The 21,579-nt window shown below is 64.2% G+C and carries 19 protein-coding genes; 1 reads left to right on the forward strand and 18 read right to left on the reverse strand.

The features are described 5' to 3' along the window. Positions 1–91 precede the first annotated feature (91 nt). The 9 genes from RBB34_RS18225 to RBB34_RS18265 are packed head-to-tail and all read right to left on the reverse strand — an operon-like array spanning position 92 to position 9,798. Positions 92–1,222, reverse strand: a complete 1,131-nt coding sequence (locus tag RBB34_RS18225) for a fumarylacetoacetate hydrolase family protein (protein WP_306120677.1) — start codon at positions 1,220–1,222, stop codon at positions 92–94. After that, complete coding sequence (locus RBB34_RS18230) at positions 1,219–2,772, reverse strand: sugar ABC transporter ATP-binding protein (protein ID WP_306120678.1); 1,554 nt, start codon at positions 2,770–2,772, stop codon at positions 1,219–1,221. Before RBB34_RS18230 ends, RBB34_RS18225 begins: the two co-directional genes overlap by 4 nt. After that, positions 2,773–3,747 (reverse strand): sugar ABC transporter substrate-binding protein, encoded by a 975-nt coding sequence (locus tag RBB34_RS18235; protein WP_306120679.1) that lies wholly within the window; start codon positions 3,745–3,747, stop codon positions 2,773–2,775. It abuts the gene before it with no gap. A gap of 21 nt (positions 3,748–3,768) precedes the next feature. After that, positions 3,769–4,737, reverse strand: coding sequence for an ABC transporter permease (locus tag RBB34_RS18240; protein WP_306120680.1), 969 nt, complete (start codon positions 4,735–4,737; stop codon positions 3,769–3,771). After that, positions 4,734–5,504 (reverse strand): enoyl-CoA hydratase/isomerase family protein, encoded by a 771-nt coding sequence (locus RBB34_RS18245; protein ID WP_306120681.1) that lies wholly within the window; start codon positions 5,502–5,504, stop codon positions 4,734–4,736. The genes RBB34_RS18240 and RBB34_RS18245 overlap by 4 nt, the downstream gene beginning before the upstream one ends. Further along, on the reverse strand, positions 5,501–6,634 hold the full coding sequence (locus tag RBB34_RS18250) for a carbohydrate ABC transporter substrate-binding protein (protein ID WP_306120682.1): 1,134 nt from the start codon (positions 6,632–6,634) through the stop codon (positions 5,501–5,503). The genes RBB34_RS18245 and RBB34_RS18250 overlap by 4 nt, the downstream gene beginning before the upstream one ends. Continuing rightward, positions 6,631–7,827 (reverse strand): CoA transferase, encoded by a 1,197-nt coding sequence (locus tag RBB34_RS18255; protein ID WP_306120683.1) that lies wholly within the window; start codon positions 7,825–7,827, stop codon positions 6,631–6,633. Before RBB34_RS18255 ends, RBB34_RS18250 begins: the two co-directional genes overlap by 4 nt. A gap of 7 nt (positions 7,828–7,834) precedes the next feature. Then, the gene (locus tag RBB34_RS18260) at positions 7,835–8,623 is read right to left on the reverse strand and encodes an SDR family oxidoreductase (protein WP_306120684.1); all 789 of its coding nucleotides are present in this window, start codon (positions 8,621–8,623) and stop codon (positions 7,835–7,837) included. Beyond that, the gene (locus RBB34_RS18265) at positions 8,620–9,798 is read right to left on the reverse strand and encodes an aldose 1-epimerase family protein (RefSeq protein ID WP_306120685.1); all 1,179 of its coding nucleotides are present in this window, start codon (positions 9,796–9,798) and stop codon (positions 8,620–8,622) included. The genes RBB34_RS18260 and RBB34_RS18265 overlap by 4 nt, the downstream gene beginning before the upstream one ends. Before the next feature lie 320 nt (positions 9,799–10,118). Here RBB34_RS18265 and RBB34_RS18270 point away from each other — a divergent pair, with 320 nt between their 5' ends. Then, entirely contained in the window at positions 10,119–11,111 is a 993-nt protein-coding gene (locus RBB34_RS18270) for a LacI family DNA-binding transcriptional regulator (protein ID WP_306120700.1), read from the forward strand. A 62-nt stretch (positions 11,112–11,173) separates the two neighbouring features. Here the strand turns inward: RBB34_RS18270 and RBB34_RS18275 are convergent, their stop codons facing one another. The 9 genes from RBB34_RS18275 to RBB34_RS18315 all read right to left on the reverse strand — a co-directional run bounded on the left by RBB34_RS18275 (position 11,174) and on the right by RBB34_RS18315 (position 21,579). Continuing rightward, positions 11,174–12,358, reverse strand: coding sequence for a UxaA family hydrolase (locus tag RBB34_RS18275; protein WP_306120686.1), 1,185 nt, complete (start codon positions 12,356–12,358; stop codon positions 11,174–11,176). Next, complete coding sequence (locus RBB34_RS18280; RefSeq protein WP_306120687.1) at positions 12,355–12,663, reverse strand: UxaA family hydrolase; 309 nt, start codon at positions 12,661–12,663, stop codon at positions 12,355–12,357. Before RBB34_RS18280 ends, RBB34_RS18275 begins: the two co-directional genes overlap by 4 nt. 84 nt (positions 12,664–12,747) lie before the next feature. Then, positions 12,748–14,214, reverse strand: coding sequence for an aldehyde dehydrogenase family protein (locus tag RBB34_RS18285; protein WP_306120688.1), 1,467 nt, complete (start codon positions 14,212–14,214; stop codon positions 12,748–12,750). Positions 14,215–14,230: 16 nt separating this feature from the next. Then, entirely contained in the window at positions 14,231–14,947 is a 717-nt protein-coding gene (locus RBB34_RS18290; protein WP_306120689.1) for a ribonuclease activity regulator RraA, read from the reverse strand. Between the two features lie 20 nt (positions 14,948–14,967). Beyond that, positions 14,968–15,864 (reverse strand): dihydrodipicolinate synthase family protein, encoded by an 897-nt coding sequence (locus RBB34_RS18295; RefSeq protein ID WP_306120690.1) that lies wholly within the window; start codon positions 15,862–15,864, stop codon positions 14,968–14,970. A 42-nt stretch (positions 15,865–15,906) separates the two neighbouring features. Beyond that, a complete protein-coding gene (araD, locus tag RBB34_RS18300; protein WP_306120691.1) occupies positions 15,907–17,646 on the reverse strand; it encodes an L-arabinonate dehydratase in 1,740 nt (579 codons plus the stop codon). Between the two features lie 39 nt (positions 17,647–17,685). After that, positions 17,686–19,086 (reverse strand): FAD-dependent oxidoreductase, encoded by a 1,401-nt coding sequence (locus RBB34_RS18305; RefSeq protein WP_306120692.1) that lies wholly within the window; start codon positions 19,084–19,086, stop codon positions 17,686–17,688. A gap of 40 nt (positions 19,087–19,126) precedes the next feature. Further along, positions 19,127–20,527: an FAD-dependent oxidoreductase gene (locus tag RBB34_RS18310; RefSeq protein WP_306120693.1), complete on the reverse strand. Its 1,401-nt coding sequence runs from the start codon at positions 20,525–20,527 to the stop codon at positions 19,127–19,129. Between the two features lie 17 nt (positions 20,528–20,544). Then, the gene (locus RBB34_RS18315; RefSeq protein WP_306120694.1) at positions 20,545–21,579 is read right to left on the reverse strand and encodes an oligopeptide/dipeptide ABC transporter ATP-binding protein; all 1,035 of its coding nucleotides are present in this window, start codon (positions 21,577–21,579) and stop codon (positions 20,545–20,547) included.

Below are 21,579 nucleotides of genomic sequence, written 5' to 3' on the forward strand. Positions count from 1 at the left end.
CCATGGGCCGGGGCGCTCTTGAAGGTCGTCTCGCCGGCGACCCAGTCGCCCGCAATCAGATGTTTTCCGTTCAGCATCATTCCTTCATGCGTCAGATGAGATTGCGGGACGCGAGGTTGGTCATTAGCGCCCTTGTTCCAAAGGTCCATTCCGGACACCTCGTAGAAAGATCGACCGTATTGTGCAATGTACCGAAACCATCAGCGGTGATCGTTACCACGTCACCCAGCCTGTGCGCGAAACCGCCACCCCGTTCATCGCGGTCTTCGGTGGGAGCGAACAGAGTGCCCAGGAACAACATGAGCCCGTCCGGATACTGGTGATGCCGACCGATGGTCTGTGCCACAAGATCCTCTGGATCGCGGCTAATCTCGGTCATCGAGGAGCACCCGTCCAACACAAAACCGTCCTGACCCTCCACCTTGAGCACAAGCAGCGCCCGTCGTACGCGCTCCAGTGTGAAGGCATTATCAAACAGCCGGATGAACGGGCCGATCGCGCAGGAAGCGTTGTTGTCCTTTGCTTTGGACAGCAGGAGCGCCGAGCGTCCTTCGATGTCACGCAGGTTGACGTCGTTGCCGAGCGTCGCGCCCACGATTAGACCGCGCGACGTCACCGCCAGGACCAGTTCCGGCTCGGGATTGTTCCACTTTGAGGCCGGGTGCAGCCCGACCTTGGCTCCGTGCCCGACAGCCGACAGTACCTGCGCTTTCGAAAATACCTCGGCATCGGGCCCAATACCGACTTCCAGATACTGGCTCCAAAGGCCTTCGTCGATCAGAGCGGCCTTAACGGCCAGGGCTTCGGGTGAACCGGGCCGGATGTCGCGCAAAGACTGGCCGATCGCCGCGCCGACGCGCGCGCGGATCGCCTCGGCCTTGGCCGGATCGCCGGCTGCGCGCTCCTCAATGACGCGCTCGATCATCGAACCTGCAAATGTCACCCCGCATGCCTTGATCGCCTGCAGGTCGCACGGCGTCAGAAGATGCGCGACCGAGCGATCTTCGGTCGGTGCTGCCAGAAGCGCCTGCAGGGTGTCGACCGGTCGCCCGGTGGCTTCCCGCACATACTGGACAGGGTCGGCCATTTCGCAGACGTCCCGCACCAGCGGCGCAAGCGGCGATGTGATGTCGACAACCAACCCATCGCGTACGGTAACGACCGCGGGGCCTTGGACATCAGGAATCCAGACGCGGCCGATCAGCACGCCGGTATCGGTCATGGCCGTTCCTCGATCTCGCTGAAGGCGTAGTGAAGAAGGATCTCTTCCGACAGTTCCTCACGGGCCTGCACATTGACAAGCCTGCCTTTTGAAAGCACTCCGACGCGGTCGCACAGGGCAATGATCTCAGGGATCTCCGACGAGGCGACGACAACGGCCAAGCCACGATCGGCGGCTTTGCGGACGATTTCATAAAGATCGGCCTTCGCACCGACATCAACGCCATGGGTGGGTTCGTCTAGCAGTAGCAGTCTCGGCCGGGCCATCAGCGCGCGCGCGAAGATCACCTTCTGCTGGTTCCCGCCCGAAAGGGTCGTGATCGGCTGCGTATCCGTTTCCATGCGTATCGAAAGATCGTTCTGGAAGGACGAAAAGGCGTCTCGCTCGCGGCGATGGTTCATGATCTGACCATGGGCCAGGCTGCGCAGCGAGCTGGCGCTGGCATTTCGGCGAACGGTGTGCTGCGGCAGAATACCGGCCGTCTTACGTCCCTCGGGAACAATCGCAACGCCGTTTCGGAGCGCATCAGCCGGCGATCGGAAGTGGACCTCTGTCCCCAGTAGCTTCATCGTGCCGGACGCGCGGGGACGGGCTCCACAGATCACTTCGAGCAGCTCGGTGCGTCCAGCGCCAACAAGACCGAAAAGCCCCACGATCTCGCCGGCAGCCACGGAGAACGTCGCTTCCCGGACTGCTTCGCCGTCCGAAAGCCCGCCGAGCTCCAGCGCGATCGCCCGTGCTCCAACGGCACGCGGAACATGCGCGAACATGCTCGTCTTACCGGTCATGTCGAAAATCAGGCGATCCCGATTGGTTTCACCATGCCCGTATTGCGCGACGATCTCTCCGTTGCGCAGCACCAGGATTCGGTCGCACAGTTCCATCGCCTCCTCGAGGCGGTGGGTGATGAAGATGATCGACGTGCCGGCGGACCTCGCGCTCCTGACATAATCCTTGAAGCCGGCAACCTCATGCGGCGTCAGTGATGAGGTGGGTTCGTCGAGGATCAGCAACCGCGGCTTCCGTGCGGCGGCCTTGGCGATCTCGACGAGTTGCTGCTCGCCGGCGCGCAGCGATCCCGCCGGCGCGCCGGGAACGATCGATTGCGCCCCGACTTCGGTCAGCAAGGATCCGGCCGCCCGCGTGATGGCGGAAAAGTCCACCGTTCCCAAGCGCGTCCTGGGCGTGCGGCCGAGAAACAGGTTTTCGGCCACGCTGAGCGCGCCTACCACGGAAAGCTCCTGATGGACGAACGCGATGCCGGCACCAATCGCTTCGGCAATGGAGCGGAACCGGACGGGATTCCCGTCAAGCAGCATCGTGCCCTCGTCCGCTGCAAGGGCGCCGGAGACGATGTTCATCAAGGTTGACTTGCCGGCACCGTTTTCGCCCAGAAGGCCGATTACCTCGCCGCGCCCAACCGACAGATCGATGGACCTGAGCACGCGGTTCGGCCCGAAGCTCTTTCCGATGCCGTTGAGGGTCAGAAATGGAGTGGCCGGGACGGGGGCGGCACCCCCGTCGATGATCATTTCTTCCGCTTGCGTCATTCAGTTGAGGGCGTCCGGCGTGAGCAGATTGCCTTCAACCTCGATGACCTTGGCCAGCGGTTCCTGACCGGCCACGATGAAATTGTAGAGCATCACCGAGGCATCGAATGCCTGCTGGAACGGGGCCTGATCGAGCAGACCAACCATCTCGCCGGTCTCGAGGTATTGCATGTTGTCAGGCGTGTGATCGAAACCGACCACGCCGACCTTGCCGGTCAAACCCAGATCCTGGACCGCCTTGGCCGCGCCGAAGGGTCCGCCAGCGGTGACATAGACCATCTCAAGATCGGGATGTGCCGTATACATGTCCTGTACAAGGCTGTAAGCCACCTCCGCCTTATCGCGGTTCTCAAAAGGGCCGACGATTTCAATGTTGGGATGCTGCTCCTTCAGAAAGTCGACCGCACCGTTCATACGATTGGTGTGCTGTGTGGCACCGAAATAGCCGGTGATGACGCCGAGCTTGCCATCGCCGTCCATCCGGTCGGCGATGAACTCGCCGATCTGGCGGCCGGCGGACAGCGCATCCTGCCCAATGAAGGCCAGCCTATCGGAAGGCACGCCACCTTCGGCGATGATGTTGAAGACAGGGACACCCTCGGCAGTGGCCTCATTGATGATACGGGCTGTTCCATCGAAGATCGGAACAACAACGATACCGTCATACTGCTGTGCCAGTGCTCCCTCGATACCGGCAACGACGGCCTCGGCGGACAGTTCGTCGCCGAGGTCGACATAGTCGAGCGTCGCATCGAAATTGGCCAGGTAGTCTTTGGCCGCCATAGCGCCTTCGGTAACCGGCTTCCAGAACGGATTGTTCTGAAATGACAGAAACGCGATACGAACGGGCCCCTTCGTGTTCGCCTCCGCTTCCACCGATCCGCCTTCCGGCAGACTGGCCGCAAAGGTCGTTCCGACCAGGAACGCAGCGGCCGCAAGACCGGCTACTGTCTTGTGCGCAAGTGACTTTAGCATGAGGTTTCCTCCCTTGGGTTGCTACTCATCCGGATTGTCGCGCCGCTGGAGGCCATCTATGCCGACGGCCATGATGATAATCAGACCCTTGGTCACGACCTGCCAATAGGCCGAGATGCCCAGAAGCACGAAGGCGTTGTTGAGAAGCGCCATCAACATGGCGCCGATGAAGACACCGAAGATCGAACCGCGCCCGCCGCTGAGGGCCGTCCCACCGAGAATGACGGCCGCAATGACGTCGAGCTCGTAGCCCAGGCCGAGATTGGGGTCTGCACTTGCCAGGTTCCCCGCCAGGATGATACCGCCAAGTCCCGACAACAGCCCACAGAAAGCAAAGACGAACAGCCGCGTCCGGTCGACGTCAATGCCGGCCAGGCGCGCCGCCTTCGGATTGTCGCCGACGGCATAGATTTCCCTGCCTGTTACGGTGCGGCTGGCCAGGAAATGCACCAAGGCGGCAAGCACGACCATCATCAGGAACGAGACCGGAACGTCATACAGGCGGCCGGCGCCCAGATATTCGGCCCACCCCGCATAGTTGACGGGAATACCTCCGGTCAGCAGAAGCGCGACGCCACGGGCGATCGACAGCATGCCAAGGGTGGCGATGAACGGGTTGATCCGGAACTTGGTTACCATGAGACCGTTGGCGAGGCCGCAGATCAGACCGACTCCAAGCCCCGTTGCCAAGCCGATGACCTCGCTGCCCGTGTCGCGCAGCGTGATGGCTGCCGCCACAGAAGACAGCCCGATCACCGAACCAACCGAAAGGTCGATGCCGCGGGCGATGATGACAAGCGCTTGCCCAAGAGCGACGATGGCAACAACCGATGCCTGCCGACCGACATTGAGCAGGTTTCTCGGCTCAAGGAAGAACTCGCTGGCAAAGGTCAGATAGGCGGCCACGGCAAAGAACATCAGGAGGACCGAGGTCTCCCGATAGTGAAAGAGCTGGCGAAGGACCTGACGGGAAGTCGAACTGGCACTCATTTGCCCTGGAACTCCGGTGGACGTTTCTGAGCAAATGCGGCACGCCCCTCGGCAGCGTCCTCCGTCGCAAAGCAGATGGCCTGCAGGTCACGCTCATAGGCAATCGCCTCCAGAAGAGGCATGGATCGTGCCGCCCGGAGGTTGGCCTTGACGGTCTCGGCTGCGATCGGCGCGCGCGCGGCGATCGTTTCAGCGAGTTCGATGGCCCGCACGCGCAGCTGCGACGCCGGAAGGATCTCGCTCACCAAGCCCCAAGCCAGCGCTTCTTGTGCAGACACCGGATCGCCGGTCATCACCATCTTGGCCGTGTTGGACGGACCGACCGAGTGAACAAGTTGAGCCACCATACCGCCGCCGCCGATCCAGCCGAGCTTGATCTCTGGAGCGGCCAGCCTGGCGTTCTCCGACACCAGCCGGATGTCGCAGGCAAGCGCCAGTTCCAGCCCCCCGCCAAAGGCGTATCCGTTGATGGCCGCGATCACGGGCTTTCTCAACAACCTGAGCGCATCGCAATACTCCGACCGGTTCCGGAACTCCCAGGCCGTCGCGTAGCGGTCGAGTTCCCCGATGTCCGAGCCGACGCAGAACGACTTCTCCCCAGCGCCCGTCAGCACGACGACCCGCGCCGCAGGATCGCGATTGCACGCCGCGACAGCTTCTACGAGCGCGTCGGCCATCTCGGGCGTTATCGCGTTTAGCTTTTTGGGCCGATTGAGCTCGATGAGTGCGACCCGGCCAGTGATCGTCACTCGCAGGTTGCCGGTCATGAAGGTTCCCCTTCATGACGAGGAAGGCTCTGCCGGAACATCGAATCAAGGGTCTCCGCTATGGCACGCGCCGAACGCCCCTCGCCGCACGCCTCGCGGAGCAAGGCCGATGCGGCTGTCTGGAACTTGATGAAACCGGCATGCCGTGGCCGAATGGCGGCTTGCTCGATTGTCCGCCTGGTGTTGCCGTAAAAGCCATGCGTCGGGGCACTCAGCGCCCGATCTGCCCACGCTTCGCGGGAACTGGGCTGACCGTGGTTGCGGGGAATGAACTCCCGCTGCGCTTCCGAACTCATCAGCCACAAAAGGTGCGAAACGAGTGCGGGAGTGACATCGGCGCGCGCGGAAATCGCGATACCCGTACCGCCGAGCGTCGATCCGGGCCGTCCGCCGCGCCGCGCATGCGGCGCGTCACGGAACGTCAGGGAAACGGCCATCGCCGCCGAGGTGTAGTTCACATAGCCATAGACAAGCGGACACAGCGCGATCTCGTCGCACCGCGTCATGCGGTCGAGGAACGTGATGGGATTGAGATCGCGCACAGACGGCGGCGTGCGCGCGAAGAGATCGGCAAAGATCTCGCAGGCTTCGATCGCGACCTGCCGTTTGAGCCAACCTCCGCATGCCAGATCAAGGTCGGCATCGAGCGATGCGGCGATCGACACAAGGCTCAAGAGCGCATGCGGCCCGGCGACGCAGAGGGCGACCTTGCCGGTCCGTGCGGCGTACGCGAAGACTTCCTCCCAGTCTGCCGGCGCATACTCGACCAGATCGGAACGCAAAGCCATAACTTGGGTTGCCGCGTCCAGGGGCAGCGCCCACTGGCTGCCGAGCATCGAATAGCTGCGGAAGCAGGGTCCGACGGTGCCAGCTTCAATCCGCGCCAAGTCGGCGGAGTCGAACAGCTCATCGAGCGGTCTGAGACAGGCCGATGCGATGGCCTCGCCCAGATGTGGATGATCTAAGACCACCAGATCGAAGTGGCGGCAGATTTCGGCTATGGGGGCGCTTTCGAATCCCTCAAGAGGCTGCTTGCTCCACGTCACGAGACCGCTTTGGCGGCCTGCCCGATTCAGCGCATCGAAGCCGCGCGGATGGTCCCACGTCAGGCCGCGAAAGGGCGCACTCATCGTGCCGCACTCAAAGCAATGACGCCCGCACGCACCAGTTCGGCGATCTCTTCGGAGGACAGACCTGCCTCGGAGAGTACTTCGGCGCTGTGCTCGCCGCACAACGGCGCGCCGCGCGCAACCGCGCTCGGCGTCTTGGAGAACCGGATCGGGAAGCCTGGCGTCTTAACCCAACCTTCCGTGGGATGATCGTATTCGATGAACGTTCCATTGTGCGCGATCTGCGGGTCCGCGACGAGATCGGCATAGCCATAGACGGGCGCTGTCCAGATTCCGTGCCGCTCGAGACGCTCCATCCAGTAGTCAAGGGTGCAACGAGCCAGAGCCTTGCGAACCAATGCGAAGAGGGCGTCGCGTGAGTTCCAGCCGTCGCTTTCCGTGTCGTATTCGGCCAGCCGCGGCTCTTCCAGCGCCTCGGCCAGCTTGCCCAGATCCGGCATGGCCAGCGCCAGATACCCGTCCTGCGTGGCGAACGTGCCATAGGGCGCGCGGATGTAGACATGGGCGTGCGGCTCGGCGCTTCGCACCTGTGGCTTCCGACCGACGGTGAACACCGACAGCTCCTGCATCTGCAGCGTGGTAATGGCATCGAGCATATTGACTTGCACCTTCTGCCCCTCTCCGGTCCGTTCCCGGTGAAGAAGCGCGGCCAGCGCGCCCTCAAAGGCCGTATAGGCGGTGACTGCATCAACCAGATACTGTCCTGCAGCGAGCGGCGGATCTTCCTTGCGGCCCGCCGAAAGCATGGCGCCGGACATGGCCTGAAGCAGTAGGTCCTGGCCGGGGCGCTGGGCGTAAGGGCCATCCTCGCCGAACCCTGAAATCGACACATACACGATCCTGGGATTGATGGGCGCGAGTTGCTCGTAATCGACACCCAGTCGTGCAGCGACACCCGGTCGGTAATTCTGAATGAATACGTCAGCCTGGCCGACCAGCCTTCGTATCAGCTTGCGCCCGGCGTCGCTCTTCAGATCGACAGCGATGGAGCGCTTGTTGCGGTTTAGCGAGAGAAACGAGACGTTGATCTGATTGCCGCTGGCGCCGCCGGCCGGCATGTGCCGTTGCCACTCGCCCGAAACCGGTTCGATCTTGACGACATCGGCCCCCAGATCGCCCAGCCTTTGCGCTGCAAACGGGCCGGCCATTGCAATCGAGCAGTCGAGTACCTTGTATCCTTTAAGAATGCTCATTTCGGTCCTAGTGCATGATCCAGCCGCCGTCGACGGCGAGCGTCTGCCCGGAAATGAAACTGGAGTTATCCGAGGCCAAGAACATGATTGCCGCGGCAATGTCGTGCGCCGTTCCGCGGCGCTTGATCGACTGGTGTTCGAGTACGTACCGGTTATAGCCATCCGGGTCGGGATGGATCTTCTCGGCATCGGTGGGGAAGGCGCCGGGCGAGATCGCGTTGACGGTAATGCCCCACTTGCCGAATTCGCGGGCCCATGCGCGTGTCAATCCAAGCAACGCCCCCTTGGATTGCACATAGGGTGCAAGGTTTTCCCAGCCACCCGACAAGGTGATCGAGGTGATGTTGATGATGCGGCCCCGCCGTTGAGCGCGCATGCCAGGCAACACCGCCTTCGCGCAGATCAGGGCACCATCGACATTGACCGCCTGAACGGTTCGATGCTCGTCAATCGCAAATTCCTCGAAAGGCTTCGAGGGATAGATCGCCGCATTGTTGATGAGAACATCGATCGCACCGCGATCGGTCGCCCCGGCAAGCGCGGCACCAAGCGCTTCGGCGTCGGTCAGATCCACCTGCATGAGATGCAGCCGCGACGACAAATCCGGCCGCACCATCTGACGGAGCCTCTCGCTCTTGGCCTCGTCGCGATCGACGACGATAACCTCCGCTCCGGCCTCGAGAAGGGCCAGCGTCGTTCCGTGCCCGAGCCCACCTGCGGCGCCTGTGTAAAGCACGCGCCTTCCGGTGAATTCGGTTCGCGTTTCAGGCAGGAAGGCGATTTCTGAACGGTTCATTGGCGACCCCCAAGCGACTTGAAATCGCCGGAACGGGCCGGAAAGTCTTCCAGCGGCTGCTGCGCGATGCCGGCGATGCGATCCTCCGCCGAGCCAATTGCGGTGGCGCCGTCCAAAACGCTGAAGCGGGTTTGGTAGTGGCGTTCGTCGCCATGCTCCAACCAGATCATCTCGCCCCGTTCGCGGGCCGCTTCATTGCCGAGGACATGATTCGTGGAAGGCTCGATTGCCAGCGCGTATTGGCCCGCTTGGAAGTTTTGCCATTGATACTGGCAGGGAAACTGATCCTTCCGCGTCGTGACCAGGAACCCGACCCCCAGTCGGTCGTTGACGAGCGCGACGGGCACCTCTCCGGCCGCGTCGGCGACCATTTCGTGCTGCCAGACCTGTTCGTGAAACGGGTTCTGTGGGGCGGGCGCAACGCGATAGCCGACGCCTTGGCGTCTATACTCATCGGCATGGGCTGCCCACACGACATCGCTGACTGGAGCCAGGTAGCGCGCTCCTTCCTCCAGCAGCGGATGGCCCAGATTGATGTGATAGCAGTACATGTGCGGCGTCCTGTAGAAGCCGCGATTGACGATCCGGTCGACCAGCCGGATCTCGCTGCTGCCGACCGGCACCTCGATGCGTCGCCTCAGTTCCAGGTGCTCGCCGAACACCGCGCCCTGCGAAACAACTCCTTCCGCCCAAAGAAGGCATTCTTCACCGTCCCAATGCTCACCGTAGCCGGTCAATCTGGCCGGTATCGTGCCAATCCGCCCGTGGATCGAATGGCTGACCGACCGTCGCGGCTTGTACACATAACTGTCGGCCGGAGCGTCATACATGAACAGGATGTGGTCGAGCCCGCACGTGATGGTCAGTCCCGAAAAGGAGCGCAGCCAGGCCAATCCGCCCTCGCCTTCATAATCGTGCAGACCCGGATGACGAAAACCCGACGGCGAATGCCAACCGATGGCCATGCCGCGGTATTCGCAGTCGCCGATGTCCATGGCCCGATCGACGAGCACGGTGAACCGGAGGCCGGATCCACTGTAGAACTCAAGCATGCGGATGCCGCGTTCCAAGCCGTCGCCTAGGGTGACCAGTCGAACGCCGGCGGCATGCCCCAGCGATCCGCTCAGGGCTTCAAGCTGCAACCTTGTGAGGTTCTTACCATACAGGCCGACCATTGCTCCTCCCGCGTCCAGCTGCGCCGGCTCGCTTATCCTCATTATCGCCAGCGGCGATCGGCGAATCCGGCTCGGGCTACCAACATCCATGGACCCCACTTCGCAGTCTGCGTGCCCGCGACCTTGGCGTCTGCCGTTCCATGCCTTCCAACTCACCCGGCCCTGAGCCGGAATCAATCATCAACTTGCATCACGGCACCTCATTATGCCTCATTGCTAACTTTGATCGCGCCAGATGTGCACAAACACCGCTTGCCAAAAGCGAAACTGCGGTTCTTTGATGCGTCATTGAAAGTCAACGGGATGATCAGGGGGTGGGCGTGCGAGCGACTATGGGCGCGATTGCCAGGAAGGCCGGCGTCTCGCTGGCCACGGTCGATCGGGTGATCAACAACCGCGAAGGCGTGCGTGACAGGACGCGTGAGGTGGTTCTGAACGCGGCGTGGACGCTTGGTTACTTCGGAACTGAAGTCGTCAGTGACACGATGCGCATGGACTTCGTTCTTCCGGCGGGGCCGAACAGCTTCATGGCACAGTTGCGCAGTCATTTGATGGAAGAAGCGGCGAGAAACGACGTCGAGGCACGTCTTCACCAGACGGTCGGGTTCGATCCGGGTGCATTGTCGGAAAAACTGTCGGAACTGGAAGGGGTGAGCGACGCCGTGGCCGTGGTGGCGATCGATCATCCCTCGGTTCGTGACCGGATCGAGACGCTGTCGGCGGGCGGTGCGAAAGTGGCTACGCTCGTCTCCGATATCCCGAATGTGACCAAGATCGGCTATGTCGGTGTCGACAACCGAGCGGCAGGCCGATTGGCCGGATATCTGATTGGCCGCTTCCTCCACAACACGTCACGGGTCTCGGTGGCGATCTTCATCGGATCGCCGTCCTACAGAGGCCATGAGGAGCGGGAGATGGGGATCCGCTCGATCCTCTCGCAGGACTATCCGGAGCTTTCGATTTCTGGCATCCAGGAGGTCAACGACGATCGCGACAGGGCTTATGAAGAAACGCGCAAGCTGCTCGCGGCAGGCACACCCGACGCGATTTACAATATCGGCTCCGGCAACCAAGGCATCGCACTGGCACTCAAGGAGGCGGGCGTTCAGAGGGATGTGGTCTTCATCGGACACGATTTGACGCCCGCCACACGGACCATGTTGCTCGACGGTACGATGGACGCTGTGATTGATCAGAACCCGCGCGTGGAGGCCCGCGAAGTCGTCAAGCTGCTGATCTCGGCACGGCGCGGAACGTTCGAAGCGGAGTATCCGCCACGCTTGCAGGTGATCTTCCGGGAGAACCTACCGTGACACTTTGCCCGCAAGCCCGAAGCTGACGGATTCCGTAACCCGTGTGCATCGTGGGCCTGCGCTCAAACCGGAAGGCATGCCGGTCCCAGCGGCTCGAAACTCTTGTAGGTCAGAATGAACTCGGTGTGCCCAAGCTCCTCCGATTTCGTCGGATGGCCGCCTGCCACACGGACGGTGAGGTCCAGTATCGCGCGTCCGACTTCCTCGACGGTCGCCCCCTTGCTGATGATCCGGCCGGCATTGACGTCCATGTCATCTTCAAGGCGTTCATACATGTCGGGGTTGGCGGCAATCTTGATGACGGGCGCCAGAGCCGAGCCGACGACCGAACCGCGCCCGGTGACGAACAGTGTCAGATGTGCGCCCGAGGCCATCATCTCGACAATCTCAGCATTGTCGGAGATGTTCGGAAATCCGAACCGGACCTCCCCGTCCGGGACCACATCCATCAGGTAGAGCCCGCCCCGAGGCGGTACGTCGCCCGGCTTGATCAGCCCCGAGATCGGCGACTGACCCGACTTCGCATAGGCGCCGAGCGATTTCTCCTCGATCGTGGTCAGCCCCCCTTCGGCGTTGCCGGCGGCGAAGCTGCCGAACCCAAGCGTTGCGTAGTAGGCCGCGGCCTTGTCGACCGAAGCACGGATTTCTCGAGCCAGTTCCGGCGTGGCGGCGCGGGCGGCCATGAGGTCCTCGCAGCCGATCAGTTCGCCGGTCTCCTCGAAGACGCAGACCGCCCCGGCATCGACGAGAAGGTCGAACGCACAGCCCACGGCCGGATTGCCGGTCAGCCCGCTCGTGCCGTCCGATCCGCCACACACCGTTCCCACAACGAGTTCGGAGAGGTCCATGCCCACAATCGGAGTGTCAGCAATCTCCGAGCGCATCATCTGAATCGCCCGGTGGCCAGCCTCAATCGTCGCTCGCGTGCCGCCGTCCCGCTGGATCACCAGGGTCTGAACCGGCCTGCCGCTCTGCCGGATCGCCTCCGAAAGGGCATGGCGATCGAAGCTCTCGCAGCCGAGCGACACCAGCAAGACGCCGCCCACATTCGGGTGGGTGCAGAGCCGTGTCAGCATCCTCTGGGCATAGGCGTTCGGAAAACAGCCAGGAAAGCCGATCAGATGCGCCGCATCGCGATACGGCGCCACGATCTCGCGCGCGACATGATGCGCGCACTCAACCAGATAGGCGACGGCGATGACATTCCTGATGCCCTTGCGGCCATCGTCTCTAGGATACCCTCTCATAATGGAACCTCTTCCGACGACGCCGTGAGCGCGAAGGTTGGCGTGTAGTCGCTCTTGACGTTGTGCACATGGACATGACTGCCGGCGGCGATATCGCTGGTGGCCGAGCCGATCGGAGCACCGTATTTGACGATCTCTTGGCCACGGCCGATTGCATGCCGGGCAATCTTGTGACCGAGACCGAGCCGGGCCGGAACCCGTGTGACGCCCTGTTCCAGCGCGATGGTTTCTCCCGCCTCGACGACCCCGCGCAGCACAAACACATTGTCGGCCGGGGAAATGAGAAGAAGACGCTTGTCGGTCATTGTCTTTCGATCGTTGTGCTCATCGAGGCCCAGCTGCCCGAGCCTGCCGGCTGACGCCGTCATCACACCGTGCAGGTTCGCTGCTCAACCCGTCCACGACATCGTCGTGCACTTGGCGCGCAGATAGGCGTCGAGCCCGCGCAGCCCCTTCTCGCGGCCGATACCGCTGTTCTTGACGCCGCCGACCGGCGTCTCCACACCGCCGGCCAGGTAGCGGTTGACAAAGACCTGTCCCGCTTCGACGTCACGCGCAAAGCGCATGGCGGATGCGATGTCGCGCGTATAGACGCCGGCCACGAGGCCGTATCGCGAATTGTTGGCGACGGCGATCGCCTCGTCCAGGTCGCGCACGCTCATCACGGCCAGAACCGGGCCGAAGATTTCACGTTGGGCAAGATCGCTGTCGGGCGCGACAAGCGCGATCGTGGGTTTGAAGAAATGGCCCCGATAGCCGTCGACCGCGGCGGCGCTCCCTCCCAGAATCACCTGCGCGCCCTCGGCGCGCGCGCGGCCGACCGCATCGGCCACCCCGTCCAACTGCCTAGCCGAGATCAGTGGTCCGATGTCCGGGTCGTTCAGGCCATATCCGATGCTCAGCGCGGCGCTGCCTTCGACCAGCCTTTCAAGAACGGCATCGAGAACGCTGTCCTGCACGATCAGCCGGGACGAGGCGGCGCAGATTTGCCCCGCATTGGTGAAGATGCCGCGCATGATGCCGTCGACGGCGCTGTCCAGTTCGCCGTCTTCAAGCACGACCAGCGGCGACTTTCCACCAAGCTCGAGCGTGACGGTCGCCAGATGCATCGCCGCCATGGCCATGACGGCCTTTCCGGTTTCGACTGATCCGGTGAAGGTAACGTGGTCGACCTGCGAATGCGAGGCCAGCGCCGCGCCCGCCTGAGGACCGCAACCGGTCACGACATTGACAACGCCGGCCGGAAGCCCCGCCTCGGCCATCAGGTCGGCAAACATCAGGGCGCTGAACGGCGTCGCCTCGGCCGGCTTGACCACCGCGGTGCAGCCGGCGGCCAAGGCCGGTGCGACACCGCGCACCAACATGGTGAGCGGCGCATTCCACGGCACGATATGGGCGGTCACGCCGACCGGTTCGCGTTGAACCAAGGCGTACCGGTCGTGCGCGAGCGGGATCGTTTCGCCCTCGAGCTTGTCAGCCGCTCCCGCATAATATTCGAGGAACCGGGCCGCCGTCGCGACATCCGACCTCGCCTGACGCAGCGGCTTGCCAACATTGAGCGATTCGACCAGGGCGAAACGGTCGGCGGATTCGGCGAGCCGGCGCGCGGCGTTTGCCAGAATGCGTGACCGCTGGACGGGCCGGGCCGTGCGCCAGGCGCCGCCAAGCGCAGCGCGCGCGGCCACCACCGCGCGGTCGACATCATCGGCCGTGGCGTCGGCAACCTCGCCGATGGCATTGAGCGTGCCGGGATCCTCGATCCGTCGCGCCGGACCGCGCCCTGCAACGACCGCACCGCCGATCCGATGGCCGGATTCCAGATCGTCGATGACCGAGCGCGCCTTTGCCTGGCTCATCATTGCACGGGGCCGGTCAACGGCCGCGCTCCTTCCGCCAGCGTGCGAAGTCTTCCATCGTCTGCGGGTCGGTCGGCGGATAGAGCCCGAAGGTTGACGCGCCCTCGCGCACCCGTTCCTGGACGAAGTCCTCGAACACGGTCATCTCGGCGGCCTCCTCGGCCACCTCTTCGGCCAGATGCGCCGGAATGCAGACAACGCCCTCATTGTCGCCGACCATCACGTCGCCGGCAAACACCGCCACGCCGCCGCATGCGATCGGATCGTTGATCGCAACGGCATGGTGGCGCGTCAGATTGGTCGGCGCCGACGGCCGTTTGTGATAGGCTGGGATCGCCATTGCGGCGATGTCGGGGCTGTCGCGATAGCCGCCATCGGTGACGATGCCCGCGCAGCCGCGTAGGGCAAGCCGCGTCGCCAGGATTGCGCCAAGCGAGGCGGCCTGCGCGTCGCCCCGGCTATCGACGACCAAGACCGCGCCGTCTGGACATTCCTCGACCGCCCTGCGCTGCGGATTGGACCGGTCCTTGAAGCTGTCGAGCACGTCAACGTCCTCCCGGGCCGGAATGGTGCGCAGCGTGTAGGCGAAACCGACCATGTTCGGCCCGGGCGAGAGTCGGGCGACCTCCTGCAGAAAGACGTTGCGCAATCCGCGCTTGAACAGCGCGGTCGTCAATGTGGCGGTGCTGACCGTCGTCAGACGTTCCAGAGTCCGGGCGGCAAGCGTCGTCATCGGCATTGTCCTTGTGCGAGTCACGCGTCCCATGCGGCGAGTATGGCCCGCAATTGGCCATGCTGCGCGTCGTCGAGCGGCCAGGCCGATGGCGGGCGGCATGGTCCGCAATCGGTTCCGCGCATGGCGAGCGCGGCCTTGACCACGGACACATTGGTGCCGTTGTGCTCCTGCGCGCGCAATGCTTCGAAGCCGGCGATATCGTTGATCAGTTTGCCGGCTCTTTCGTAGTCGCCGTGCTCAAGCGCCGCGTGGATCGCAACGCTGCGCTCGGGCCAGACATTGATGAGCCCCGAGGTGAAGCCCCGCGCGCCGACGGCGGCCATGGGCGGCGCCCAGGTTTCTGCCAGTCCGCAGATCCACGTGATATCGTGCCGGGCTTCGCTTCGTGCCCTGGCCAAGGTCAGCACGTTTGGCGTTGCCCATTTGACCGCGACGACGGTCTCGACCGCGCACAGCCGCGCGATCGTATCGATGCCGATCGTGTCATTGCGCAGGTAGACGATCAGCGGCAGTCCCTGGGCGGCCTCGGCGACGCGTTCGACATAGGCCAAGACGCCGCGCGGTGCGGCGAACGGATCGGGCGGCTGATGGACCATCAGCGCCGATGCGCCGGCCGCCCGCGACGCGCGCGCCAGGTCGCACGCTTCATGCACGCTGCGCCCCACGCCGCCCACAACCGGCACGCGACCCCCGACCTTCTCAGTCGTCGCATGGACCATGGCCTCCGCCTCCGCCGGGCGCAGCCCGTAAAACTCGCCGGTGTTGCCATTGGCGACGAGAAGATGGACGCCCGCGCCGACGGCCCGGTCGATGATCGGGCCAAGCGGGGCGGGATCGAACCGGTCGTCGGCATCGAACGGCGCGACCAGGATTCCGGATATCCCCGAAAGGCTCGATTGCATTGCGTCGTCCATGGTTTGTGTCTCCATGTCTCAACGGCCGAACGGGCGTTGCGGTCAGTAGATGGCCGGTTCGTCCACCGGCCGGCCGAAGCCGGTTCTGAGAAAATCGAAGTCGCAGCCCTTGTCGGCCTGCTCGATGTGGCGGGAGAACATCCAGCCATAGCCGCGCTCGTAGCGCGGTTGTGGAGGCCGCCACGCCGCACGACGGTGGGCGAGTACGTCCTCGCCCACCGCCATGGAAAGCCGCCGGTCGGGCACGTCCAGTTCCACCATGTCGCCGTCGCGCAGCAGTGCCAGCGGGCCGCCGACGAAGCTTTCCGGCGCCACATGCAGGATGCACGCACCGAAGGACGTGCCCGACATGCGCGCGTCCGACAGTCGCATCATATCGCGATGGCCCTTCTTGAGCAGCGCCTTGGGCATCGGGATCTGGCCCCATTCGGGCATGCCCGGTCCGCCCTGCGGACCGGCATTGCGCAGCACGAGCACGGTGTCCGGCGTTATCGGATGATCCTCGTCCTCGATGATCGCCTTGAGCGCGGGATAGTCGTCGGCGATCAGCGCCGGGCCGCGATGGACGTGGAACCTCGGGTCGCAGGCGGCCGGCTTGATGACGGCGCCGTCTGGCGCCAGATTGCCGCGCAGAACGGCCAGCGATCCTTCGCGGTAGACCGGATTTGAGAGGGGGCGGATGACGTCCTCGTCGAACACTTGCGCCCCGGCGATGGCCTCGCCCAACGTCCCGCCGTTGACCGTAGTGACGGACAGATCCAGCCGGTCGGCAAGCCGGGACATCAATGCGCGCAAACCGCCCGCATAAAAGAAGTCCTCCATCAGATAGGTGGCGCCCGAGGGACGGATGTTGGCGATCACCGGGGTGGATCGGCCGACGCGGTCCAGATCGTCGAGAACCAGATCAAGTCCGGCCCGCCGCGCCATGGCGATCAGGTGAATGATCGCGTTTGTCGAGCAGCCCGTCGCCATCGCCACGGCAACGGCATTGTCGACCGATGCCGGTGTGACGATCCGGTCCGGCGTCAGGTCCTCCCAGACAAGGTCCACGGCGCGGCGGCCGCTTGCGGCGCACATGCGCTGGTGATTGGAGTCGGCCGCGGGAATGGAACTCGCGCCGGGAAGGGTCAGGCCCAGCGCCTCGGTGATCGCCGTCATGGTCGAAGCCGTGCCCATTGTCATGCAGTGGCCGTAGGAGCGGGCAATGCCCGCCTCGAATCCTTGCCATTCAGCCTCGCTGATCGTGCCAGCTCGGCGCTCGTCCCAATATTTGAACGCATCGGTGCCCGAACCCAGCACCTTGCCAGCATGGTTCCCGCGCAGCATCGGGCCGGCCGGAACGAAGATGAATGGCAGCCCCATCGACAGCGCACCCATGATCAATGCCGGAGTCGTCTTGTCGCAGCCGCCCATGAGCACGGCGCCATCGACCGGATGACAGCGCAGCAGTTCCTCAGCCTCCATCGCCAGCATGTTGCGATACAGCATCGTCGTCGGCTTCACGAACGTCTCGCCGAGCGAAAGGCAGGGCAGCTCCATCGGAAAGCCGCCAGCCTGCAAGATCCCGCGCCGCACCCACTCAGCGCGGTCCTTGAAATGAACGTGGCAGGGCTGCGCGTCCGACCAGGTGTTCAGGATCGCGATCACGGGCCTGCCGCGCCAGTCCTCGGGCGCGTAGCCCATTTGCATGGCGCGCGAGCGGTGCCCGAAGGACCGCAGATCGTCGGGCGCGAACCAGCGCGCGCTGCGCAGTTGCTGGGGGTTCTTTTTTCGTTCGGACATCGTCATTGCACGTTTGTCTCGCGTTCCTTTTTCCGGGCGCTACACGATGCCCTCGAGCACGGCGCCCTGTTCGGTCAACCGGGCGCGCAGGGCACCGACATCGACGTCGCGCACATCGCCGAAATCATTGATCTCGCGGGCCATGGCGGCGGCAGTGCCGACCGCCTGCCCCATTGCCATGCACGAGCCCATCACGCGGGCGCTGGAATGCGCTTCCCGGTCGGCCGAGAGGCAGCGCCCGGCGACAAGCAGGTTCTTGGCGCCTTTCGGGATCAGGCAGCGCAGCGGGATGTCGTAGGAGCCGCCATCCTTGATGTTGGCACGGATATGGCCGGTGTCGCTGCCATGGATGTCCAACTCGTGGCAGCCCTTGGCGACGCCGTCGTCGAATTTGCGGCCGGCCAGAATGTCCTCGCCAGTCAGCACGTAATCGCCGACGATGCGTCGGGTCTCGCGAATTCCGATACGCGGAGCGATGGCCGACAGGACGGCATCCTCGAAGCCCGGCACGCTTGACTGCAGGAACCGGCTGCAGATCTCGATCTGCCTGTGCAGATCGTCGAACACGGCGCTCAGACGGCCGGTATCGGTGGCATCGACATCGGCGACCCGTGTGGTGTTGATGCTGACCTCGCGGCGGCCCGTGGAGATCGGCGTGATCGCCACGAGCGATGTCGGATACATCCGCCCCTCGGCTATGGCCTGGCCCAGCACTGGGCCTTCCGGCACGAAGAACACTTTGGGCAGGCCCTGCTCGACCAGGCCGCGAATGGCCGCGTTCCGGTCCTCGGCGAAGCCGGGATATTCCAGAACGCTCACGTTTTCCGGCGCATTGGAGACGAAATCCAATAGCCGCGGCGCATCGACGCCAGCCATGCGAAAGAGCAGCGAGACAGGCTGCATTGAGCGACTGGACGGATCGCCGACTGCCATCTGGCAGCCCGCGCCGGTCGCGATGTCGCCGTCACCGGTGGCGTCGATCACCGTTCTGGCGCGGATCAGCGTGCGGCCGCGCTTGTTGCGCACGACAACGCCCTCGACATGCCCCTCGCCGGAGACCACCTGGTCGGCAAAGGTGTACATGAGCACCTTTACGCCGGCACCATAGACCAAGTCGATCGCCGCCATCTTGGCCGCCTCGGGATCGATGCAGACAACGTTGAGCGCACGAAAGTCGCAGACCGGGCCGACATAACCGTCATATCGCGCGCAGGTGGCGAACAATTCGCGCGCGAAACCGCCGACGGCCCAATCCCCTCGGGCGGTGATGCACCCATCGACGGGAATGCCGGAGTTGAGCTCCCCGCCCAGCATCGGGCCGGCATCGACGAGCACGGTCGCGGCGCCGTTGCGCGCCGCCATCGTTGCCGCGGCGATCCCCGCCGACCCCCCGCCCACGACCAGAACGTCGGTCTCCATCGTGGCCATCTTCGAGCTCATTTTCGTTGTCCTTTCAGTCCAAGCGGTGATTGCGGGCTCGTCAGTGCGTGCCGTCGAGAATGGCGCCCTGGTCCACAAGGCGCTCGCGCAGCGCCTGGACCGGCACATCGGACAGCACGGGATCGGGGCTGTTGCCCGCACAGGCCAGAGCGGCCGCGGTGCCAACGGCCTGGCCCATCGCCATACATGTGCCCATGACGCGAGCAGAACCGTGCGCCGGTCGGTCCGCCGAAAGGCAGCGGCCGGCGACGGCGACGTTCTCGAGGCCCTTGGGCAGCAGGCAGCTCAGCGGGATGTCATAGGAGCCGCCATCCTTGATGGGCTTGCGCACCTGATCGGTGCCCCCGCCATGGATGTCGACGTGATGCCCCCCCTTGGCGATGCCGTCCTCGCGCTTGCGCCCGGCCAGCACGTCGTCGCCGGCAAGCATCTCCTCGCCGAAGATCCGGCGCGTCTCGCGAATGCCGATGCGCGGCGCCAGCCCGGCAAAACGCGCTTCCTCGAAGCCCGGCACGCGCTTGCGCATGAAGGCCTGGCAGTTCCAGACCTGATCGAGAAGTTGCGGCATGGCGGCGCTGAGCGCCTGGGTGTCAGTCGCGTCGATATTGGCGATGCGGGTTGTGTTCAAGGATACTTCGCGGCGCTGGGTGGACACCGGCGTTACGCCGATCAGCGCGGTCGGGTAGAGTTCGCCCGATTCGATCGATTGGGACAGAAGCGGACCGTCGGCGCGCAAGAAGACCTTGGGATAGCCCTGGGCGACCAGTTCACGCACGCACTCCTCGCGCGACTGGGTTATCCAGGGGTTTTCGGCGAGCGCCAAATTCTCCGAATGATCGCGGGCGAAGTCGAGCAGCCGCTGCGTGTCGATGCCGGCCATGCGAAACACCATCGTCACCGGCTGGAACACGCCATTGCCGCCGCCGTGAACGAAGCCAGCGCCGGCCCCCACGGCGACGTCACCGTCGCCGGAGCAATCGATGAACGTGTCGGCGGTGATCAGCGTGCGGCCGGCCTTGTTGAGCACGACCACGCCACGCACACGTCCGCCATCGGTCACGACCTCGTCGACGAAGCTGTAGAGCAGGATGTTGACGCCCGCTTCGCGTAGCCGGTTGGCGACGGCCAGCTTCATGCATTCGGGATCGCAGCACACGACCCAAATCGTTCGCCAATCGAAGAATGCCCCGACATAGCCGCCCATCCGTTTTAGGTCGTCCAGCAACTCGGTCAGGAAGCCCCCGACGATCCATTCCCCGCGCGTGTTGAGACATCCGTCGATCGGAATACCTGAGAGCAGTTCGCCGCCCAGCACGGGGCCGGCATCGATCAGCAGCGTGTCGGCGCCGTTGCTGGCGGCCGCCGAAGCCGCGGCAATCCCGGCGGCGCCGCCGCCCACGACGACAACATCATGGTGACGGATGGACATGTGGGCTGGCATGACGGTGCTCCTTGCGCTCAGTGGGGCGGTTGGGCATCGCCCGAGGCGGCGGACGATGCGGACGTTTCAGCGAAATGGCAGGCCACGCTGTGCCCTGGCCGGACCTGCCGCAATGGCGGGCGGGTCATTGTGCAATCCTCCGGATTGCCCAGATTTGCGCGCAATGGGCATCGCGCGCTCAGCGCGCAACCGGCTGGCGGCTTGTCGGGGCTGGGCACCTCGCCCTTCAGGATGATGCGGCGGCGGCCGCGCTCGCGCCGTGGATCGGGGATCGGCACGGCCGATAGCAGCGAGCGCGTGTAGGGATGCAATGGCGCCACGTAGAGTGACCGCTTGTCGGCCAGCTCGACGATACGGCCCAGATACATCACAGCCACACGGTCCGAGATGTGCCGGACGACGGCCAGATCGTGCGCGATGAACAAAAGTGAAAGGTTGAACGACGCGCGCAGGTCGGACAGCAGGTTGATCACCTGCGCCTGGATCGACACGTCGAGCGAAGAGATCGGCTCGTCGGCGACGATCAGCGCCGGATCGAGCGCGAGCGCACGGCCGATGGCGATCCGCTGGGCCTGCCCGCCGGAAAGCTGATGCGGATACCGGTCAAGGACGTTGGTACCCAGGCCCACGATACGCAATAACTCGGCGACGCGCTCCTTGCGGTCGGCAGCGCCATGCGTGCGATGGATGATCATCGGTTCGGCGAGGATGTCGGCGACCTTCATCTTGGGGTCGAGCGAGCCGCGCGGATCCTGGAAGATCAGCTGCATGCGCTTGCGCAGCGGGCGCAGGCGTGCCGGGCCAAGTTTCGTCAGCTCGGCGCCCTCGAAGCGGACCGATCCACCGGTTGGCCGCGTCAGTTGCAGGATCGCGCGACCCACGGTGGACTTGCCGGAGCCGGATTCGCCGACCAGGCCGAGCGTCTCGCCGCGCTTGAGCGAGAACGAGACCTCTTCGACGGCCCGTACCGCGCCGAAATGGACCGTCAGGTCGTCGACATCGAGCAGCGGCGCGGTCTCGCTCGGGACACCTGCCGCCAAACTTGCGGACAT

Origin of the sequence: Roseitalea sp. MMSF_3546, assembly GCF_030732865.1 — a bacterium.
Taxonomy (GTDB): domain Bacteria; phylum Pseudomonadota; class Alphaproteobacteria; order Rhizobiales; family Rhizobiaceae; genus Roseitalea.

What these genes read in the sequence shown, in the direction of transcription:
- RBB34_RS18275 (WP_306120686.1), bottom strand. Translation starts at nt 12,358, where the DNA reads ATGAGAGGGTATCCTAGAGACGATGGCCGCAAGGGCATCAGGAATGTC.
- RBB34_RS18280 (WP_306120687.1), bottom strand. Translation starts at nt 12,663, where the DNA reads ATGACCGACAAGCGTCTTCTTCTCATTTCCCCGGCCGACAATGTGTTT.
- RBB34_RS18255 (WP_306120683.1), bottom strand. Translation starts at nt 7,827, where the DNA reads ATGAGCATTCTTAAAGGATACAAGGTACTCGACTGCTCGATTGCAATG.
- RBB34_RS18230 (WP_306120678.1), bottom strand. Translation starts at nt 2,772, where the DNA reads ATGACGCAAGCGGAAGAAATGATCATCGACGGGGGTGCCGCCCCCGTC.
- RBB34_RS18315 (WP_306120694.1), bottom strand. Translation starts at nt 21,579, where the DNA reads ATGTCCGCAAGTTTGGCGGCAGGTGTCCCGAGCGAGACCGCGCCGCTG.
- RBB34_RS18295 (WP_306120690.1), bottom strand. Translation starts at nt 15,864, where the DNA reads ATGGACGACGCAATGCAATCGAGCCTTTCGGGGATATCCGGAATCCTG.
- araD (WP_306120691.1), bottom strand. Translation starts at nt 17,646, where the DNA reads ATGTCCGAACGAAAAAAGAACCCCCAGCAACTGCGCAGCGCGCGCTGG.
- RBB34_RS18310 (WP_306120693.1), bottom strand. Translation starts at nt 20,527, where the DNA reads ATGCCAGCCCACATGTCCATCCGTCACCATGATGTTGTCGTCGTGGGC.
- RBB34_RS18305 (WP_306120692.1), bottom strand. Translation starts at nt 19,086, where the DNA reads ATGAGCTCGAAGATGGCCACGATGGAGACCGACGTTCTGGTCGTGGGC.
- RBB34_RS18260 (WP_306120684.1), bottom strand. Translation starts at nt 8,623, where the DNA reads ATGAACCGTTCAGAAATCGCCTTCCTGCCTGAAACGCGAACCGAATTC.
- RBB34_RS18245 (WP_306120681.1), bottom strand. Translation starts at nt 5,504, where the DNA reads ATGACCGGCAACCTGCGAGTGACGATCACTGGCCGGGTCGCACTCATC.
- RBB34_RS18235 (WP_306120679.1), bottom strand. Translation starts at nt 3,747, where the DNA reads ATGCTAAAGTCACTTGCGCACAAGACAGTAGCCGGTCTTGCGGCCGCT.
- RBB34_RS18265 (WP_306120685.1), bottom strand. Translation starts at nt 9,798, where the DNA reads ATGGTCGGCCTGTATGGTAAGAACCTCACAAGGTTGCAGCTTGAAGCC.
- RBB34_RS18225 (WP_306120677.1), bottom strand. Translation starts at nt 1,222, where the DNA reads ATGACCGATACCGGCGTGCTGATCGGCCGCGTCTGGATTCCTGATGTC.
- RBB34_RS18290 (WP_306120689.1), bottom strand. Translation starts at nt 14,947, where the DNA reads ATGACGACGCTTGCCGCCCGGACTCTGGAACGTCTGACGACGGTCAGC.
- RBB34_RS18285 (WP_306120688.1), bottom strand. Translation starts at nt 14,214, where the DNA reads ATGAGCCAGGCAAAGGCGCGCTCGGTCATCGACGATCTGGAATCCGGC.
- RBB34_RS18250 (WP_306120682.1), bottom strand. Translation starts at nt 6,634, where the DNA reads ATGAGTGCGCCCTTTCGCGGCCTGACGTGGGACCATCCGCGCGGCTTC.
- RBB34_RS18240 (WP_306120680.1), bottom strand. Translation starts at nt 4,737, where the DNA reads ATGAGTGCCAGTTCGACTTCCCGTCAGGTCCTTCGCCAGCTCTTTCAC.